Source organism: Pseudomonas sp. LB3P25 (assembly GCF_054897985.1).
Genome location: NZ_CM142711.1, coordinates 1,172,400 through 1,189,498, shown reverse-complemented (window position 1 = coordinate 1,189,498; position 17,099 = coordinate 1,172,400). Strand labels below are relative to the sequence as shown.

The window sequence follows — 17,099 nt, the reverse complement described above, 5'->3', positions numbered from 1 at the left end:
TGCGGTATCGATGCCGATACCGCGATGTTTCCTGTCAGGAGCCGATGTAGCTGGTCTTCACCACGGTGTAAAACTCTTGCGCGTAGCGACCTTGCTCGCGAGATCCATAGGATGAACCTTTACGCCCACCGAATGGAACGTGGTAATCCACGCCCGCCGTCGGCAGGTTGACCATCACCATCCCTGCCTGGGAGTGGCGCTTGAAGTGGTTGGCGTACTTCAGCGACGTGGTGGCGATGCCCGCCGACAGACCGAATTCGGTGTCGTTGGCCATGGCCAGCGCAGCCTCGTAATCCGCTACGCGAACCACGTTGGCCACCGGGCCGAAGATCTCTTCACGGCTGATACGCATCGCGGCTTCGCTGTCGGCAAACAGGGTTGGCGCGAGGTAGTAGCCTTCGGTATCGCAGGTCACCAAACCGCCGCCGCTGACCAGACGTGCACCTTCGGACTGGCCAATATCGATGTACTTCATGTCCTGTTCAAGCTGCGCTTGCGAGACGACCGGACCGATGTCGGTGCCGGTTTTCAGCGCGTGACCGACCTTGATCGACTTCATGCGCTCAGCCACGGCTTCAACGAACTTGTCGTGAATCCCGGCGGTGACGATGAAGCGGCTCGAGGCGGTGCAACGCTGGCCGGTGGAGTAGAACGCGCTCTGTACCGACAGCTCGACCGCTTGCTTGAGGTCGGCGTCGTCGAGAATGATCTGCGGGTTCTTGCCACCCATTTCCAGCTGAACCTTGGCCTGGCGCGACACGCAGCTGACCGCAATCTGACGACCCACACCCACGGAACCGGTGAAGCTGATGCCGTCGACTTTCGGGCTCTGCACCAGGGCATCGCCAACCACGCGACCGCTGCCCATCACCAGGTTGAACACGCCAGCGGGGAAGCCTGCGCGGGAGATGATTTCGGCCAGCGCCCAGGCGCAACCCGGCACCAGATCGGCCGGTTTCAGAACGACGCAGTTACCGTAGGCCAGGGCCGGGGCGATTTTCCACGCCGGGATCGCGATCGGGAAGTTCCATGGCGTGATCAGACCGACCACGCCCAGCGCTTCGCGAGTCACTTCAACGTTCACACCCGGACGCACCGACGGCAAGTAGTCGCCGGACAGACGCAGGCATTCACCGGCGAAGAACTTGAAGATATTGCCAGCGCGCGTCACTTCGCCGATGGCTTCGGGCAGGGTCTTGCCCTCTTCCCGGGCCAGCAAGGTGCCGAGTTCTTCGCGGCGGGCGAGGATTTCGCTGCCGACTTTATCCAGCGAATCGTGACGCGCCTGAATGCCCGAAGTGGACCAGGCCGGGAACGCGGCGCGAGCGGCGTCGATGGCGGCGTGAACCTGCGCCAGATCAGCCTTGGCGTACTCGCCGATGGTATCGGTCAGTTCGGACGGGTTGATGTTGGCGCAGTAATCACTGCCCGCCACCCATTCACCGTTGATGTAGTTATCAAAACGCTTCGTATTAGCCACAGCAAATCTCCTCACGCAAAAGGCCGCTGATCACTCAACGGCCTTGTTAATCGGGTGTGTTACTGAGCACCTTGCTTGTCGATCAGCGCGGCGAGCATTTCGTACTCTTCGCCCGTCAGATCGGTCAGCGGCGCACGCACAGGACCTGCGTCATAGCCGACAATTTTTGCCCCGGCCTTGACGATGCTCACCGCGTAACCCGCTTTGCGGTTACGGATGTCCAGGTATGGCAGGAAGAAGTCGTCGATGATCTTGCCGACGGTGGCGTGATCTTCGCGGGCAATGGCGTGGTAGAAATCCATCGCGGTTTTCGGGATGAAGTTGAACACCGCCGAGGAGTAAACCGGCACGCCCAGTGCCTTGTAGGCGGCAGCGTAGACTTCGGCGGTCGGCAAACCGCCCAGGTAGCTGAAGCGATCACCGAGGCGGCGACGGATCGACACCATCAACTCGATATCGCCCAGGCCATCCTTGTAGCCGATCAGGTTCGGGCAGCGCTCGGCCAGACGTTCCAGCAGCGGCGCGGTCAGGCGGCAGACGTTGCGGTTGTAAACCACCACGCCGATTTTCACCGATTTGCACACAGCTTCAACGTGGGCGGCAACGCCGTCCTGGCTGGCTTCGGTCAGGTAGTGCGGCAGCAGCAACAAGCCTTTGGCGCCCAGACGCTCGGCTTCCTGTGCGTATTCGATGGCTTGACGCGTCGAACCGCCAACGCCGGCCAGAATCGGCACGCTGGTTTCGCAGGTGTCGACGGCAGTCTTGATGATTTCCGAATATTCGCTGGCCGCCAGAGAGAAGAACTCACCGGTGCCGCCCGCGGCGAACAATGCCGAGGCGCCGTATGGGGCCAGCCATTCGAGACGCTTGATGTAGCTCGCGCGATGGAAGTCGCCCTGAGCATTGAAATCGGTAACCGGGAAAGACAGCAGACCGGAAGAGAGGATGGACTTCAGTTCTTGTGGATTCATTATTCGAACACCCTGGTAGCAACATATGTGTGTGTGTGAGAAAACCGTTCAGCCTGCGCCGAAGTTGTAGGTCATCGTACAACTTAAATAATAACCGTCAACTGCATTTCATCGCCAACCGCAGAATTTGAGTCGGAAAGGTATTTTCTTGACGTAGGAAATTTCTCATCTATGATCCATATAACTGTATATACATACAGTTATTTTGATCGTACCGACGACATATCAAGGAGATAGAAATGTCAGGTCTACACGCACAACCGAAGGAAAAACCGAAACAGGTCATCGCCGAACTGGATGATCTTTTTACCGAGCATGGCATCCCTCTCATCGGGGATAACCCACATGTGGTCTTGCAGATTGCTGATCATTACAGCCCTACAACTCCCCTTCCCGCACCTCTGCCCACAACCTCCGGTAAAGCCCTGAAAGGCAAGCCACAGCTGAGGTTCGAGGGTGGCGAACACACGGCCATCGGCGACAGCACACTGCTGCGTTTCGTCAAGGACGCACCGCCTATCCCGGCTTCGCAGGTGGAGCTGCATTTACCCAATGGGCTGGCGCTGACTTATGGCCAGGTCGTTGCGCTGGGGGGTGATTTTTATGGAATTCCCGATCAACCGATCAGCGAAGGCGCAACGGCCGCCGACCGAATCCAGCGTTTTACCAACGCCTTCAACTCCCTGGCCGTGCTACCTGCTGCTAATGCCGAGGCCAAGCTGATCCTCGGCGTGATGCAAAAGGAAATCGCCGCGATCAAGCAGGCGATCAAGGACGGTAAACAACCTCACGAGGCTTATGACGCCCTCGGTGATACGTTGTCGGAAGAGTGGAACAAGATCACCGGCGGCGGCAGTGTGGTCTCGGCGCTGTTTCCATTGGGCCGCTACCTGAAACTGGCAGCCAACAATGCCGATCACTTCGCCGAATGGGCACTGCTGGCTTACATCGCCGGTCACACCGCGGCGGTGCAACAAGCGGTGCTGGCCCACACCAGCGGCGATGAAAAGCAGTTGGAGCTGGCCTATGCGATGAACGCTTTTGCCGATCACTACCTGACCGACCTGTTTTCCGCCGGCCACCTGCGAGTGCCGCGCAAACAATTGGCAGCGGTGGTCACGCCCAGCGATCTGGGTTCGTTGATCACCCGCTTCATGCACGACGAAGACAGCAAGTTCGGCCTCAATGTGCGCAATGGCAACAGCGACCAATGGCGCGCGTATGGGGACAAGCGCTACTTCGACGCCCTCTCCAGCGCCAATCGCGCCCAGGTGAATCAAGCGGTTCAGGTGTCTGCGGATGAGGTGTTCGCGGCTTATCTCAGTGGAATCGCTCCGTCGGCCGGCCAATTCGGCGCCTTGAAAAAGATGCCTGATCTGCAAGCGGTACTGAACCTGGCGACCAACTTCTCGCCGCTGTTCAGGGTCGAGGGCAACAAGGTGCTGCGGCGCAAGGACGTCAACAACCTGAACGACACCACCACTGTGGACGACTGGTGGGGCTGGAGCACTTATTTGCTGCTCAAGGATTACAAACCCACTGGCAACGTTGCCTGATAAGGAGATCGATGATGACTATCAAATTGAAACTGGAACTGGCTTCGGGGCAATCGCTGAAGGGTGCGCCGTTGGAGTTGTTGGCTGATGGTGTGCCGATTGCTCGGGGGGTTGTGGATAAGCATGGAAGTGCAACGTTCGATGTTAAATCTGCGGCGGTTCAGTTGGCCGTGAGGGTGGATCGTTCGATTCTGAAGACTGGCTGAAGCTAATGGCTCCTTCGCGAGCAGGCTCGCTCCCACAAGGGATCTTCTGTGAACACATTATTTGTGGGCGCCAATGACCCAAGGTGGGGGCGAGCCTGCTCGCGATGGCATTTCCCATGACGCAGCAATCGGTGCTGAGATCACCGGTTCGATCAACAATCAGGCATGCGCCCATGAAAACAATTTCCCACAACGACCAAACATTCGGCCTTGGAGGTAACCCCCGATTTCGATCTCTCCGTACAAGTCGGAAATCTCGTTGAGTTTGAGACGATTCCCGACGTGAACTGGGTGATCACTCAGAAAAAATACAAAGTGTTAATGGACAACACAATCGAGTACGTCGACTACGACACAGACTTCGCTCAATAACGGCCTACCCCCGCTGCGCCTCTGCCTCTTCATGCGCATGGCGCAGCCGTTCCCGGCTATTTGTCAGGTGTAACCGCATCGCTGCCCGCGCCGCATCGGAATCCTGACGAGCAATCGCGTCGTAAATCTCTTCGTGCTCACGGCTCAGGCGATTCATGTAGTGCTGCTGATCGTCATGGGCCAGACGCGCCGAGTTCAGCCGCGTACGCGGAATGATGCTGGTGCCCAGGTGGGTCATGATGTCGGTGAAATAGCGGTTGCCCGTCGCCAGGGCGATTTGCAGGTGGAACTGGAAGTCGGACGCCACGGCATCGCTGGCATGCGAGACACTTTCATTCAACGCGTCCAGTGCCGCGCGCATCAACGCCAGTTGCTCGGGGCTGCGGCGCTGCGCGGCAAGGCCGGCGGACTCCACTTCGAGGCTGATGCGCAGTTCCAGAATCGCCAGCACGTCACGCAACGTGACCACGGTCGCCGGGTCGATACGGAAGCCGCTCGGGCTTGGGGTGTCGAGCACGAAGGTGCCGATGCCGTGACGGGTTTCCACTTGCCCGGCGGCCTGCAAACGGGAAATCGCTTCGCGCACCACGGTGCGACTGACCCCATGGGCGTCCATGATCGCCGACTCGGTGGGCAACTTGTCGCCACGCTTGAGGTGACCGTCGCGGATCTGCTCGGACAGCACCGTCACCAGTTCCTGAGCGAGGCTGCGGCGCTTGCGAGGGAGGCGTGGTGCGTCGATCGGGTTTTCCATGGTGAACGTCTTTCTCGAAAGTTGCGGCTGAAACCGCATCATAGCTCAACGCGGTTGTACGATCACCGTCGGGGTGAACACCATTCCCCTTGTGGGAGCGAGCCTGCTCGCGAAAGCGGAATGTCAGACACCTCAAGGCTGGATGTCAGACCGCTTTCGCGAGCAGGCTCGCTCCCACAGGAGGGTTTGTGGTGGTCAGGCGGTCACGGTTTGGTCCACCAGATGGCCATTCTCGATACGAACATGCCGTGGATGGAAGCGCTTCAGGCTGCTGCGATGCCCGACGCTGACAATGCTCAACCCCGGAATCTCATCGATCAAGGCCTGATACAGCGACGCTTCGTCCTCCTCGTCCATCGCCGAGGTCGCTTCGTCCATGTACAGCCATTGCGGTGCGTACAGCAGCGCGCGGGCGAAGGCCAGACGTTGCTGCTCACCCGGCGAGAGCATGCGCTGCCAGTGATTGGCTTCGTCCAGACGGGCAACGAGGTGCGGCAAACGGCAGGCTTCCAGCACATGAACGTAGCGTTCATGCGGATACGTATCGCCAGACTGTGGATAACTCAACACTTCACGCAACGTGCCAATTGGCAGATAGGGTTTTTGCGGCAGGAACAAATAACGCGCCGCAGGAAGACGAATACTGCCGTGCCCAGCAGGCCACAGATGCCCCATCGCCCGCAGCAAGGTTGACTTGCCGCTGCCAGAACGACCGCTGAGCATGACGCGCTCGCCCTCCTCCACAGTCATGTCGGCGCTGGTCAGCAGGTGACGACCGTCAGCGAGGTCGAGGCCAAGGTTGTGCACTTTCAGCGCCGAACCGTGATTCTGCACATCGATCGCCGGTGCGCGCTCTTCGTTGTCGGTCATGGCCTGACGGAAACTCAGCAGACGATCACAGGTGGCGCGCCACGCGGCGAGGTCCTGGTACGCGCTGATGAACCAGCTGAAGTTCTCCTGGACGTTGCCAAACGCCGAGTTGATTTGCATCAGCTCACCGAGCTCGATCTTGCCGGCGAAGTAGCGCGGCGCGGCGACCATGAACGGGAAGATGATTGCGATCTGGCCATACCCGGAAGTGAAAAACGTCAGGCGCTTGGACACCCGCATGATGTCCCAGAAATTGTGCCAGACCAGCCCGAAGCGGCTGCTCAAGCGACGGTTTTCGTTGGGTTCGCCGTTGTACAACGCGATGCTTTCGGCATTCTCGCGAACCCGGACCATGGAAAAACGCAGGTCGGCTTCGAAGCGTTGTTGATTGTTGTTGAGGCCGATCAAACGACGGCCGATCAAATGCGTCAGCCAACTGCCGACCGCGGCGTACACCAGCGCGCACCAGAACATATAGCCGGGAATGGTGAAGCCGAGCACTTCGATGCTGCCCGACACGCCCCACAAAATGATCGAAAACGACACCAGGCTGACCACGTTGCGGATCAGGCCCAAGCCCAGGCTCAGGGTATTGGACGTGAAGCTGTTAAGGTCTTCGGAAATCCGCTGGTCCGGGTTATCGGTGTAACCGCCCTGCTCCAGCTGGTAGTAATTCTTGTTGCCCAGCCAGCGGGCGAAGTGCTTCTCGGTGAGCCAGGCCCGCCAGCGGATCGTCAGCATCTGCGTCAGGTAGAGCCGATACACCGCGCCAAGAATCGCCACCGCCGCGATGCCGCAGAAATACAGGATCAACTGCCAGAAGGCCGCTTCGTCCTTTTTCTGCAGGGCGTTGTAGAAGTCCTTGTACCAACTGTTGATCCACACCGAAATCGCCACGCTGAACAGCGACAGCGCGATCACGGCGATCAGCAACGTCCAGGCCTTGCCCTTCTCTTCGCTGCGCCAGTAAGGCGTGGTCATCGCCCAGACTTTGCGAAAAAACTGCCCGCGCACAGCATCGTTGACCGCGGAATATTCAGCGTTCTGATTCATGGATAAGGCTCGATAAAGAAAAGAACACACACGAGCCGATCATAAATGAACGGCTCGGCTTGTAACGAGGTGTGACAACAATTGTTCAGCACCGGTTCAGCGACGGACCGGGCGCTTCTGCAGTTTGCGCTGCAGCGTGCGGCGGTGCATGCCCAGGGCGCGGGCCGTGGCGGAGATGTTGCCTTCGTGTTCGGTCAGCACGCGCTGGATGTGTTCCCACTGCAGGCGATCCACCGACATCGGGTTCTCCGGCACCAGCGTGTCGAGGTCGGCGTGCTCGGAGAGCAGCGCGGCCAGCACGTCATCGGCGTCCGCCGGTTTGCACAGGTAATTGCACGCGCCGCGCTTGATCGCCTCGACGGCGGTGGCAATGCTCGAGTAACCGGTGAGGATCACCACGCGCATTTCCGGGTCCAGCTCAAGCAGCTTGGGCAACAGCACCAGGCCGGAATCGCCGTCCATTTTCAGGTCCAGCGCGGCGTAGTCCGGCAGGTCGGCCTGAGCGATGGTCAGGCCTTCTTCGGCGGAACCGGCGGTGCTGACGCGAAAACCGCGGCGGGCCATCGCACGGGCCATCACCCGGGTAAACGTTGCGTCGTCGTCTACCAGCAGCAAATGCGGCAGTTCTTCACCTTCGCCTTCGACTTGGATCTCGTCACTCATGTTCGTCTCCTCGGGCGACACGGGGCAGGCGCAGCTCGGTGAGCGTGCCGCCTTCCTCATGACTGTAGAGTTTCACTGAGCCGCCGGCGCGTGTCACGCTGGCCTTGCTCAAAAACAGGCCCAGGCCGAAACCTTTGCCCTTGGTGGTAAAAAACGGTTTGCCGATCTGCTCGGCAATGGCCAGCGGCACGCCGGCGCCATGGTCGCGAATGCTGATGGTCAGGTCTTCGGCATTCCAGTCCAGCGTCACTTGCAGCCCTTCGGGGCAAGCGTCGGCGGCGTTGTTGAGCAAATTCAGCAGCGCCTGGGTCAGGTCCGGCGGCGGCGCCATGCGCGGCACGGCGCCTTGGCCCAAGCGCTGGAAGCGATAACTGGCTTCCGGGCGCATCAGGTGCCAGCGATTCAGCGCTTCGTCGAGCCAATCGGTGACGTCCTGCATCTCCACCGCCAAGCGGCGATTGGCCTCGGCGGCGCGCACCAGTTGCTGCAAGGTTTCTTTGCAGAGTTTGACCTGATCCTGCAGCACGCTCAGGTCATCCTGCAACATCGGGTCGTGATGGTCCTGACGCATTTCCTTGAGCAACACACTCATGGTCGCCAGCGGCGTGCCCAGTTCATGGGCAGCGCCGGCGGCCTGGGTGGCGACAGCCAGCAGTTGCTGATCGCGCAGGCCCTCTTCGCGACGGATGGCACGCAGTTCTTCCTGGCGGCGCAGCTCTTCGGCCATGCGTGCGGCGAAGAAGGTGATGACCGCCGCGGCCAGGGCGAAACTCAGCCACATCCCGTAAACCTGCAGGTTTTCCCGAGCGATCGGGAAGGTTTGCAGCGGATAGAAGCGCGCCAGCAGCAGGGTATACATCGTCAACGCGATGCCGGACAGAATCACCGAATAACGCCACGGCAACGTCACGGCGGCGATGGTCAGCGGCACCAGGTAATAAGAGACGAAGGGGTTGGTCGACCCGCCGGAGAAATACAGCAAGGCACTGTGGATAAACAGGTCACAGGCCAGTTGCACGGCGTATTCGAGCTCGGTAACCGGCCATGAGGTGCGCAGGCGAATGGCCGTGAACGCGCACAACAACATCGAGCAACCGAGGGTCGCGGCCAGTTGGAACCAAGGCAGCGGCAGCAAGTCGAGCCAGTAGGCCAGGCCCACGGAACCGGCCTGAGCGGCCAGCACCAATGTGCGGATGAACGTCAGCCGCCAGAGATTCTGGCGAGTTGCGGAAGTGATTTGAACGGCGGCGAGCATGAGCTCTCCTGATGAGCGCTCCAGGCGGATCGCACGGAGTATAACCAAGCACGGGGGCTGGCAGGCAAAAGTGCGGCAAACGGCCACACTTGTGAGTGGCATGAAGGTCTTTGTGGCGAGGGGATTTATTCCCGTTGGGTGGCGAAGCCGCCCCAAATCAGCAAACAAATTTGTCAGATTATTGCAGAGAGCGGTTTACGACTGCTTCGCAGCCGAACGGGGATAAATCCCCTCGCCACAGGGCCACCTGCAATCGATCTGTATAGAAGTTGTAACTGTGCGAACCGGATCATAAAAGCTAGAGTCTGATGGTTTCACGCAGGCTCGGACCATTACCCCTGCGCACCGTCCAAGGAGTTTTCATGCACACATTGCGCCGCAGCGCCGCCCTTCTCGCCCTCAGCGCTGGCACCCTCGCCAGCCTCCCGGCCCTGGCCGCCGACGAACTTCATTACAACCAGATCGCCCTGCGCGCCGAAGTCAGTCAGGAAGTGGCCCGCGACCTGATGATCGTGACCCTCTACACCGAAGAACAAAACACCGACCCGGCCAAACTCGCCGCCGACGTCAGCACCACCATGAACAAAGCCCTGGCCCAGGCCAAACAGGTCAAGGAAGTCACCCTGCGCCAGGGCAGCCGCAACAGCTACCCGATCTACGACACCAAGGGCCAGAAAATCACCGGCTGGCGCGAACGCGCCGAACTGCGCCTGGAAAGCTCGGATTTCGCCGCCCTGTCGAAACTGACCGGCGAACTGCTCACCGACCTGAAAATGGGCGGTATGGACTTCGCCATCGCCACACCAACCCGCAAGGCCAGCGAAGATGCGTTGCTTAAAGAAGCCGTGACAGCCTTCAAAGCCCGCGCTCAATTGGCGACCGACGCGTTGGGCGGCAAGGGTTACAAAATCGTTAACCTGAACTTGAACAGCAACGGTTATCCACAACCGTACATGCGTGGGCCGATGATGATGAAAGCGGCGAGCATGGATGGTGCGCCGGTGACGCCTGAGGTTGAGGCGGGCACCAGCCAGGTCAGCATGACGGCGGATGGGGCGATTGAAGTGTTGATGCCTTGATTGGGTAAGAGTTGAACGAAAACCGGCGATCAGTGAGTGATCGCCGGTTTTTTTGTGCCCTGCAGAAATGGAGTTTTTCCGTCAGGTCTTGTGGTGATTGAACGGCCGCCATCGCGAGCAGGCTCGCTCCCACAGTGGGTCCGGGTGAACACACAATTTATGTACCCACCCGATCTTCTGTGGGAGCGAGCCTGCTCGCGAAGAACGATAACGCGGTCTACGCCGGATCGACGTTGTCCAACGCCCGATTCACTGCCAGCTCCGCCAGCATGATGATCTGCTGGATCGCCAACACCGTATTACGCTGCGGGCCGATCAGGTTTGTGGCGAAATCACTGGCCATGACACTCGCAGAAGCCAACGATTCGCAGGCTTGGGCCAGCAGACTTTCGGTATCCATGTTCGGGGCGATCATGTACATCGTGCTGGGACGACGGGGCTTGGGGGCGTATTGGTCGGGTGGATCGAGGTAGTAATCGAGGGCGCGTTTTATGGCTTCGCGGTCTCTGAGGAGCGCTTCGGCCTGCGTGTCTTCGGCGCTGGGAGTGGTAGTGTCGATTGGTGGGTCTGGGACAAGTTTGTTCATTAGAATTCTCTGTTCTCTATTTGGAGCCATCACTTGCCGTTTCTCACACGGAAAATGGTGGCAGCTATGTGCAGGGTGAGAAAACCGGGAACAGAGAACCGGCCGGACCGAAGTCCGCCCGCACACAGCCGCCATATAGCATTGCAGGCAGCGAATAGCTGGCGGCAATTATGGTGATACTGGCGCTAGATTCATACATATCTGTTACCGGGTTCTCACACCCGATCGCTGAGTTTTTCAGCGACAGCCAGAGGTTAGAGACACTGCTTCCTACCCGGCAACCTGAAAAATACGTGGGAAAGCTCTGTGTTTCTTACACATCGTTCAACACAAAAAATGGAATGCAGAGCGTCCCGGGCTGCATTCCTTTGCTGCGCGTGGGAACGATCAATTGGGTGCAGCAGAAAGAGATTGGTCGGCTGTCAGGCCGCCATCGCGAGCAAGCTCGGCTCCTACAAAAGCAGAGCGGCGCACACCCGCTGCCCTTCACCACTCAACAGTCCGAGCGTTAGCTCGCCTGCAGCTCCTGATCTTGATCCACCCGCCCCTTCGGGAGGCTGAGTGGAGGTGTTCATCTGGGGGTGGGCGCGTAGCGCCGTGCAGCGAAGCCGCACACATCGAGAGGAGGTTGAAGCGAAGCCAACCGGAGGCGATGCCCCCAGATGAATACAGGAACGAAGGAACGCCGAGCCTAGGCGAGGGGCCGGACGCTTGGGGCGAGCGTTTTTTTGCTTACTTTTTTTAGGCGCTTGTAAAAAAAGTGAGTCGCCGTAAGGGCCATCCCTTTCAAGGTCTTTGATAAAATCCCCCAAAAATACCGGTCAGGACGACGAGACGATGTGGGCAGAGGTTTTAGCGCGGTTCGAGAAAAAAGCACCGGCCAGTGTCATGGCCAAATTGGTGTTGGAGCAGGCCATTGCGCCTGAGTGGGTCGATCAGGTGTTTGAAGAGCATCGTCAACGGCAGTACCCGCGTGAGCTTTTGTTTTCGACTATCGTTGAGCTGATGTCCTTGGTTTCACTGGGTTTGCGGCCTTCGCTGCATGCCGCAGCGCGGCAGATGAATGATCTTCCCGTCAGCTTGGCGGCGCTCTATGACAAGGTCAGTCGCACAGAGCCTGCGCTGCTGCGTGCCTTGGTAATCGGCAGCGCACAGCGCCTGGCTCCGACGATTGAAGAGCTGGGTTGTTCTGCCATTTTGCCTGGCTGGCAACTGCGAGTCGTTGACGGTAACCACCTGCCTTCCAGCGAAAAACGTTTGGGCGCTTTGCGCCGTGAACGAGGCGCCGCTCGGCCTGGTTTTTCGGTCGTGGTTTACGACCCTGATCTCGACCAGGTCGTCGACCTTCAGCCCTGCGAAGATGCTTACGCCAGCGAGCGCGTCAGCGTGCTGCCGTTGCTGGAAAAAGCCAGTGCTGGCCAACTGTGGATGGCTGATCGACTGTATTGCACGCTCCCGGTCATGGAGGCCTGCGAAGATGCCGGGGCTTCATTCATTATTCGTGAGCCAAGTAAGCATCCGCGCCTGTTTCAGGAAAGCGACTGGCAGGAGTCTGTCGCGGTCGCGACGGGAAACGTGCGCGAGCAAACCATCGAAGTGAAAAGCGGACGCCAGTGGCGGCGTGTCGAACTTCGCCTGCAAAAACCCACCGAATCAGGCGACGCCACGCTGTTGTTCTGGAGCAACTTGCCCGACACCATCAGCGCTGAACAAATCGCCGACTTGTACCGTCGTCGCTGGAGTATCGAAGGGATGTTCCAGCGCCTGGAATCGGTGCTGGAAAGTGAAATCGAAACCTTGGGCAACCCTAAGGCAGCCCTGCTGGGGTTTGCGTCGGCTGTGTTGGCTTACAACATTTTGTCGGTGCTTAAGCGCAGCGTTGAACAGGCTCATCGCCAGACCCAACCTGAAGATTGGGAAGCATCGATTTTCCACCTGACGATACAGGTACGCAGTGGTTATGAGGGCATGCAGATTGCCTTGCCGCCAGAGCACTTATCCATCCCAATCCGCGCAGGAGGGCTGGCTCAGCACTTACTGGCGCTGGCCAGAAAAGTCCCGCCAAAAACCGTCGCTAAAAGCAAACGAGGTCCGAAGGTGCCTAAATCCAAGGAGTGGCTTGAAGGCAAGGCAGTGCATGCCCACGTGTCGACGGATAGGGTGCTCAAGGCCGCCAAAGTCAAAAGACCTTGAAAGGGATGGCCGTAAGGGCGAAACCGCCAGCCGCCGTTACCGCAGGAATGGATATGTACACCTGAAAGAGAATGGTCGGCTACTAGGCCGCCTTCGCGAGCAGGCTCGCTCCCACAGTTGAACTGTGTACATCAGTAAAAAGCTGGTCGGCTATCAGGCCGCCAAGCTCAAAAAGCAGCCTGAATATGCCGAGATAGAAGGGTCCCCCTCCAAAAACGATATTTCCGCGACACCCGCCAACACCGCTACTCTCAGGAAAACACCACCGCCCAAACCCTCGGGGACTCCATGGAAAGAACCACCGTCAAACCACTCCTGCTCGCTCTCGCCCTTGCAACAACCGCCCCATTGGCCCAAGCCGCCACCACCCTGGTCTACTGTTCCGAAGCCAGCCCCGCCGGCTTCGACCCCAGCCAATACACCAGCGGCACCGACTTCGACGCCTCCGCCGAAACCGTCTTCAACCGCCTCACCCAATTCAAACGCGGCGGCACCGAGATCGAGCCCGGATTAGCGACCAGTTGGGATGTGAGCAAGGACGGCCTCACCTACACCTTCCACCTGCGCGACGGCGTGAAATTCCACACCACCGACTACTTCACCCCGACCCGTGACTTCAACGCCGACGACGTGCTGTTCACCTTCCAACGTTTGCTCGACCCGGACAATGCGTTCCGCAAGGCCTACCCCGCCGAGTCGCCGTACTTCACCGACATGGACCTGAACAAAACGATCAAAAGCATCGACAAAATCGACGAGCACACCGTGCGTTTCAGCCTGAACAACATCGACGCCGCCTTCATCCAAAACCTGGCCATGAGCTTCGCCTCGGTGCAATCCGCCGAGTACGGCGCGCAGTTACTAAAAGAAGGCAAAGCCGCGGATATCAACCAGAAACCCGTCGGCACCGGCCCGTTCGTGTTCAAGCGCTATCAAAAGGACTCGCAGATCCGCTACGCCGCCAACAAGGCTTACTGGAAACCCGAGGACGTGAAACTCGACAACCTGATCTTCTCGATCACCCCGGACGCCGCCGTTCGCTTGCAGAAACTCAAGGCCGGCGAATGCCAGGTCAGCGGCTACCCGCGCCCGGCAGACATCGAAGTGATGGAGAAAGACCCGAATCTCACCGTGCTCAAGCAAGCCGGTTTTAACCTCGGTTTCCTGGCCTACAACGTGACGCATCCACCGCTGGACCAGCTCAAGGTTCGCCAGGCCCTGGACATGGCCATCGACAAACCCGCGATCATCAAAGCCGTCTATCAAAGTGCCGGCCAACTGGCACAGAACGCCCTGCCTCCCGCCCAATGGTCGTATGACCCGAGCATCAAGGACGCCCCCCACGACCCGACGAAAGCGAAAGCGCTACTGAAAGAAGCAGGGGTTGCACCCGGTACCACTATTAATTTGTGGGCCATGACCGTGCAACGCGCATCGAACCCCAACGCCCGGATGTCGGCACAGATGATCCAGCAGGACTGGGAGAAAATCGGGATCAAGGCCAACATCGTCAGCTATGAATGGGGCGAGTACATCAAGCGCGCCAAAAATGGCGAACACGACGCGATGATTTACGGCTGGACCGGCGACAACGGTGACCCGGACAACTGGCTCGGCGTGCTTTACAGCTGCGCCGCGGTGAAAGGTAGCAACTACGCCAAGTGGTGCGACCCGGCGTACGACAAATTGATTCAGCAAGCCAAAGTGTCCACAGACAAACTGCAACGGGTCAATTTGTACCAACAGGCACAACACATCCTTAAGCAACAAGTCCCTATCACACCGATTGCCAACTCGACGGTGTTCCAACCACTGCGCAAGGAAGTCACCGACTTCAAGATCAGCCCGTTCGGCCTCACACCCTTCTATGGTGTGGGTATAAATAAGTAACACCACGCTCTAACCGGGTGCGCCAGGCGCCCCGGCTGCCCTCTGTCGGTGCGCGGTTTGCACTGAAAAAAACCTGCGCAAACGGTCAAATGCGCCTGAATTTATACATATGCGACATTAAGGTACGTTCGTGCCACTGTTTAACGCCTGTGGTCGCTCAGGATCTTGCATTGGGTATGGCCCCTGCATAAGTATCCGCAGGCACGACTCACGAGGTCGTCCTCTAATTCCAAAAATGACAACAAATCATGAGGCCACCATGCTTAAACACGCGGTCATTCCGTTTTTAGTCGGCGCAAGTTTGTTAGCTAGCGCACCTTTCGCCCAAGCGGCGACTAACCTGGTGTTTTGCTCCGAAGGGAGCCCGGCCGGTTTTGATCCTGGTCAGTACACCACCGGAACCGACTTCGACGCCTCTGCAGAAACCATGTTCAACCGTTTGACTCAGTTCGAACGTGGCGGCACCGCTGTCATTCCTGGTCTGGCGACCAAGTGGGACATTTCCCCGGACGGCCTGACTTACACCTTCCACCTGCGTGAAGGCGTCAAGTTCCACACCACCCCGTACTTCAAGCCGACTCGTGAGTTCAACGCCGACGACGTGCTGTTCACCTTTAATCGCATGATTAACAAGGATGATCCGTTCCGTAAGGCGTACCCAACCGAGTTCCCGTACTTTACCGACATGGGGATGGACACCAACATCACCAAGATCGATAAAGTCGACGACAAAACGGTCAAGTTCACCCTGAAAGAAGTCGACGCCGCGTTCATTCAGAACATGGCCATGAGTTTCGCTTCCGTCCAGTCTGCCGAGTACGCTGCCCAGCTGCTCAAGGAAGGCAAAGCCGCCGACATCAACCAGAAGCCGGTCGGCACTGGTCCGTTCGTGTTCAAGAGCTACCAGAAAGACTCCAACATCCGCTACACCGGGAACAAGGACTATTGGAAGCCTGACGACGTCAAGATCGACAACCTGATCTTCGCCATCACCACCGACCCGTCGGTGCGTATTCAGAAGCTGAAAAAGAACGAGTGCCAAATCACTCTGTTCCCACGTCCGGCCGACCTGAAGGCTCTTCAGGAAGACAAGACTTTGAAGGTGCCTAACCAGGCCGGTTTCAACCTGGGTTACATCGCCTACAACGTGATGGACAAGATCAAGGGCAGCGACCAGCCGAACCCGATGGCCCAACTGAAAGTGCGTCAGGCACTGGACATGGCCGTCAACAAGCAGCAGATCATCGACTCCGTTTACCAGGGTGCTGGTCAGCTGGCCGTCAACGCCATGCCGCCAACCCAGTGGTCTTACGACACCACCATCAAGGATGCGCCGTACAACCCTGAGAAAGCCAAAGAGCTGCTCAAGGAAGCCGGCGTCAAGGAAGGCACCGAGATCAACCTCTGGGCGATGCCGGTGCAGCGTCCTTACAACCCGAACGCCAAGCTGATGGCTGAAATGCTGCAGTCCGACTGGGCCAAGATCGGTATCAAAGCCAAGATCGTGACCTACGAGTGGGGCGAGTACATCAAGCGCTCCAAAGGCGGTGAAAACGGCGCGATGCTGATTGGCTGGAGCGGCGACAACGGTGACCCGGACAACTGGCTGAACGTGCTGTTCGGCTGCGACTCTCTGCAAGGCAACAACTTCTCCAAGTGGTGCGACAAGAAGTTTGACGGCATCGTGAAAGAAGCCAAGCGCACGACCGATCAGTCCAAGCGCACCGAACTGTACAAACAGGCGCAACACGTCCTCAAAGATGCCGTTCCAATGACACCTATCGCTCACTCGACGGTGTTCCAACCCATGCGCGACAACGTGCAGGACTTCAAGATCAGCCCGTTTGGCTTGAACTCCTTCTACGGCGTCAGCGTCAGCAAATAAGGTTTTGCAACGGCGACGTTTTTGACGTCGCCGTTGCTTTATCTGCCGAGAAAGTAGGAAACCACCTACATCCAATTCCGCTGAGCATTACAGCAGCGGCGTCGGACGCGTTGCCATTTCCTACGAGTCTTTAGGACTCTACGCATTTACTGCCAGACCCGCGGCTCCTACCGTCGGGATCTGACCAGTTTATGCGTGGGCTCTCGGTTATTGCTGCACGTCATGGCTTGAGATCAGTGATGCCTCCACGTCCCCGGACGGGATGGCGGCTCATTGAAAAACACAT

Annotated in this window: 13 protein-coding genes; 6 read left to right on the top strand and 7 right to left on the bottom strand. The window is 58.5% G+C overall.

The features are described 5' to 3' along the window. Window positions 1-34: 34 nt before the first annotated feature. Both ACYZTW_RS05095 and kdgD read right to left on the bottom strand, forming a co-directional pair. Window positions 35-1,480: an aldehyde dehydrogenase family protein gene (locus ACYZTW_RS05095; RefSeq protein ID WP_462003988.1), complete on the bottom strand. Its 1,446-nt coding sequence runs from the start codon at window positions 1,478-1,480 to the stop codon at window positions 35-37. Between the two features lie 59 nt (window positions 1,481-1,539). Continuing rightward, complete coding sequence (gene kdgD / locus ACYZTW_RS05090; RefSeq protein WP_462003987.1) at window positions 1,540-2,451, bottom strand: 5-dehydro-4-deoxyglucarate dehydratase; 912 nt, start codon at window positions 2,449-2,451, stop codon at window positions 1,540-1,542. A 239-nt stretch (window positions 2,452-2,690) separates the two neighbouring features. Between kdgD and ACYZTW_RS05085 the strand changes: the two genes are divergently transcribed. After that, window positions 2,691-4,007 (top strand): phospholipase, encoded by a 1,317-nt coding sequence (locus ACYZTW_RS05085; protein ID WP_462003986.1) that lies wholly within the window; start codon window positions 2,691-2,693, stop codon window positions 4,005-4,007. Window positions 4,008-4,021: 14 nt separating this feature from the next. Beyond that, entirely contained in the window at window positions 4,022-4,213 is a 192-nt protein-coding gene (locus ACYZTW_RS05080; RefSeq protein WP_462005704.1) for a hypothetical protein, read from the top strand. A gap of 376 nt (window positions 4,214-4,589) precedes the next feature. Here the strand turns inward: ACYZTW_RS05080 and ACYZTW_RS05075 are convergent, their stop codons facing one another. The 4 genes from ACYZTW_RS05075 to ACYZTW_RS05060 all read right to left on the bottom strand — a co-directional run bounded on the left by ACYZTW_RS05075 (window position 4,590) and on the right by ACYZTW_RS05060 (window position 9,180). Continuing rightward, the gene (locus ACYZTW_RS05075) at window positions 4,590-5,339 is read right to left on the bottom strand and encodes a FadR/GntR family transcriptional regulator (protein WP_046045828.1); all 750 of its coding nucleotides are present in this window, start codon (window positions 5,337-5,339) and stop codon (window positions 4,590-4,592) included. A gap of 195 nt (window positions 5,340-5,534) precedes the next feature. Beyond that, window positions 5,535-7,262, bottom strand: coding sequence for an ABC transporter ATP-binding protein/permease (locus tag ACYZTW_RS05070; protein WP_462003985.1), 1,728 nt, complete (start codon window positions 7,260-7,262; stop codon window positions 5,535-5,537). 96 nt (window positions 7,263-7,358) lie between these two features. After that, entirely contained in the window at window positions 7,359-7,925 is a 567-nt protein-coding gene (locus ACYZTW_RS05065; protein ID WP_008148925.1) for a response regulator transcription factor, read from the bottom strand. Beyond that, on the bottom strand, window positions 7,918-9,180 hold the full coding sequence (locus ACYZTW_RS05060; RefSeq protein WP_401363011.1) for an ATP-binding protein: 1,263 nt from the start codon (window positions 9,178-9,180) through the stop codon (window positions 7,918-7,920). Before ACYZTW_RS05060 ends, ACYZTW_RS05065 begins: the two co-directional genes overlap by 8 nt. Window positions 9,181-9,542: 362 nt before the next feature. Here ACYZTW_RS05060 and ACYZTW_RS05055 point away from each other — a divergent pair, with 362 nt between their 5' ends. Beyond that, the gene (locus ACYZTW_RS05055; protein WP_462003984.1) at window positions 9,543-10,259 is read left to right on the top strand and encodes an SIMPL domain-containing protein; all 717 of its coding nucleotides are present in this window, start codon (window positions 9,543-9,545) and stop codon (window positions 10,257-10,259) included. Window positions 10,260-10,476: 217 nt separating this feature from the next. Here ACYZTW_RS05055 and ACYZTW_RS05050 read toward each other — a convergent pair whose 3' ends face one another. Continuing rightward, window positions 10,477-10,845 carry a DUF6124 family protein gene (locus tag ACYZTW_RS05050; RefSeq protein ID WP_462003983.1) on the bottom strand — a complete coding sequence of 123 codons (369 nt, stop codon included), beginning with the start codon at window positions 10,843-10,845 and terminating at the stop codon, window positions 10,477-10,479. Window positions 10,846-11,733: 888 nt separating this feature from the next. On the opposite strand from ACYZTW_RS05050, the gene ACYZTW_RS05045 reads away from it, so the two are divergent. From ACYZTW_RS05045 to ACYZTW_RS05035, 3 genes are all read left to right on the top strand, one after another. After that, window positions 11,734-13,038, top strand: a complete 1,305-nt coding sequence (locus ACYZTW_RS05045; RefSeq protein ID WP_462005703.1) for an IS4 family transposase — start codon at window positions 11,734-11,736, stop codon at window positions 13,036-13,038. A 288-nt stretch (window positions 13,039-13,326) separates the two neighbouring features. After that, window positions 13,327-14,928 (top strand): ABC transporter substrate-binding protein, encoded by a 1,602-nt coding sequence (locus ACYZTW_RS05040; RefSeq protein WP_462003982.1) that lies wholly within the window; start codon window positions 13,327-13,329, stop codon window positions 14,926-14,928. Window positions 14,929-15,187: 259 nt separating this feature from the next. Next, window positions 15,188-16,813: an ABC transporter substrate-binding protein gene (locus ACYZTW_RS05035; RefSeq protein ID WP_462003981.1), complete on the top strand. Its 1,626-nt coding sequence runs from the start codon at window positions 15,188-15,190 to the stop codon at window positions 16,811-16,813. The last annotated feature ends 286 nt before the right edge of the window (window positions 16,814-17,099 follow it).

What these genes read in the sequence shown, in the direction of transcription:
- ACYZTW_RS05075 (WP_046045828.1), bottom strand. Translation starts at nt 5,339, where the DNA reads ATGGAAAACCCGATCGACGCACCACGCCTCCCTCGCAAGCGCCGCAGC.
- ACYZTW_RS05070 (WP_462003985.1), bottom strand. Translation starts at nt 7,262, where the DNA reads ATGAATCAGAACGCTGAATATTCCGCGGTCAACGATGCTGTGCGCGGG.
- ACYZTW_RS05035 (WP_462003981.1), top strand. Translation starts at nt 15,188, where the DNA reads ATGCTTAAACACGCGGTCATTCCGTTTTTAGTCGGCGCAAGTTTGTTA.
- ACYZTW_RS05055 (WP_462003984.1), top strand. Translation starts at nt 9,543, where the DNA reads ATGCACACATTGCGCCGCAGCGCCGCCCTTCTCGCCCTCAGCGCTGGC.
- ACYZTW_RS05085 (WP_462003986.1), top strand. Translation starts at nt 2,691, where the DNA reads ATGTCAGGTCTACACGCACAACCGAAGGAAAAACCGAAACAGGTCATC.
- ACYZTW_RS05065 (WP_008148925.1), bottom strand. Translation starts at nt 7,925, where the DNA reads ATGAGTGACGAGATCCAAGTCGAAGGCGAAGGTGAAGAACTGCCGCAT.
- ACYZTW_RS05050 (WP_462003983.1), bottom strand. Translation starts at nt 10,845, where the DNA reads ATGAACAAACTTGTCCCAGACCCACCAATCGACACTACCACTCCCAGC.
- ACYZTW_RS05060 (WP_401363011.1), bottom strand. Translation starts at nt 9,180, where the DNA reads ATGCTCGCCGCCGTTCAAATCACTTCCGCAACTCGCCAGAATCTCTGG.
- ACYZTW_RS05045 (WP_462005703.1), top strand. Translation starts at nt 11,734, where the DNA reads ATGGCCAAATTGGTGTTGGAGCAGGCCATTGCGCCTGAGTGGGTCGAT.
- kdgD (WP_462003987.1), bottom strand. Translation starts at nt 2,451, where the DNA reads ATGAATCCACAAGAACTGAAGTCCATCCTCTCTTCCGGTCTGCTGTCT.
- ACYZTW_RS05080 (WP_462005704.1), top strand. Translation starts at nt 4,022, where the DNA reads ATGACTATCAAATTGAAACTGGAACTGGCTTCGGGGCAATCGCTGAAG.
- ACYZTW_RS05040 (WP_462003982.1), top strand. Translation starts at nt 13,327, where the DNA reads ATGGAAAGAACCACCGTCAAACCACTCCTGCTCGCTCTCGCCCTTGCA.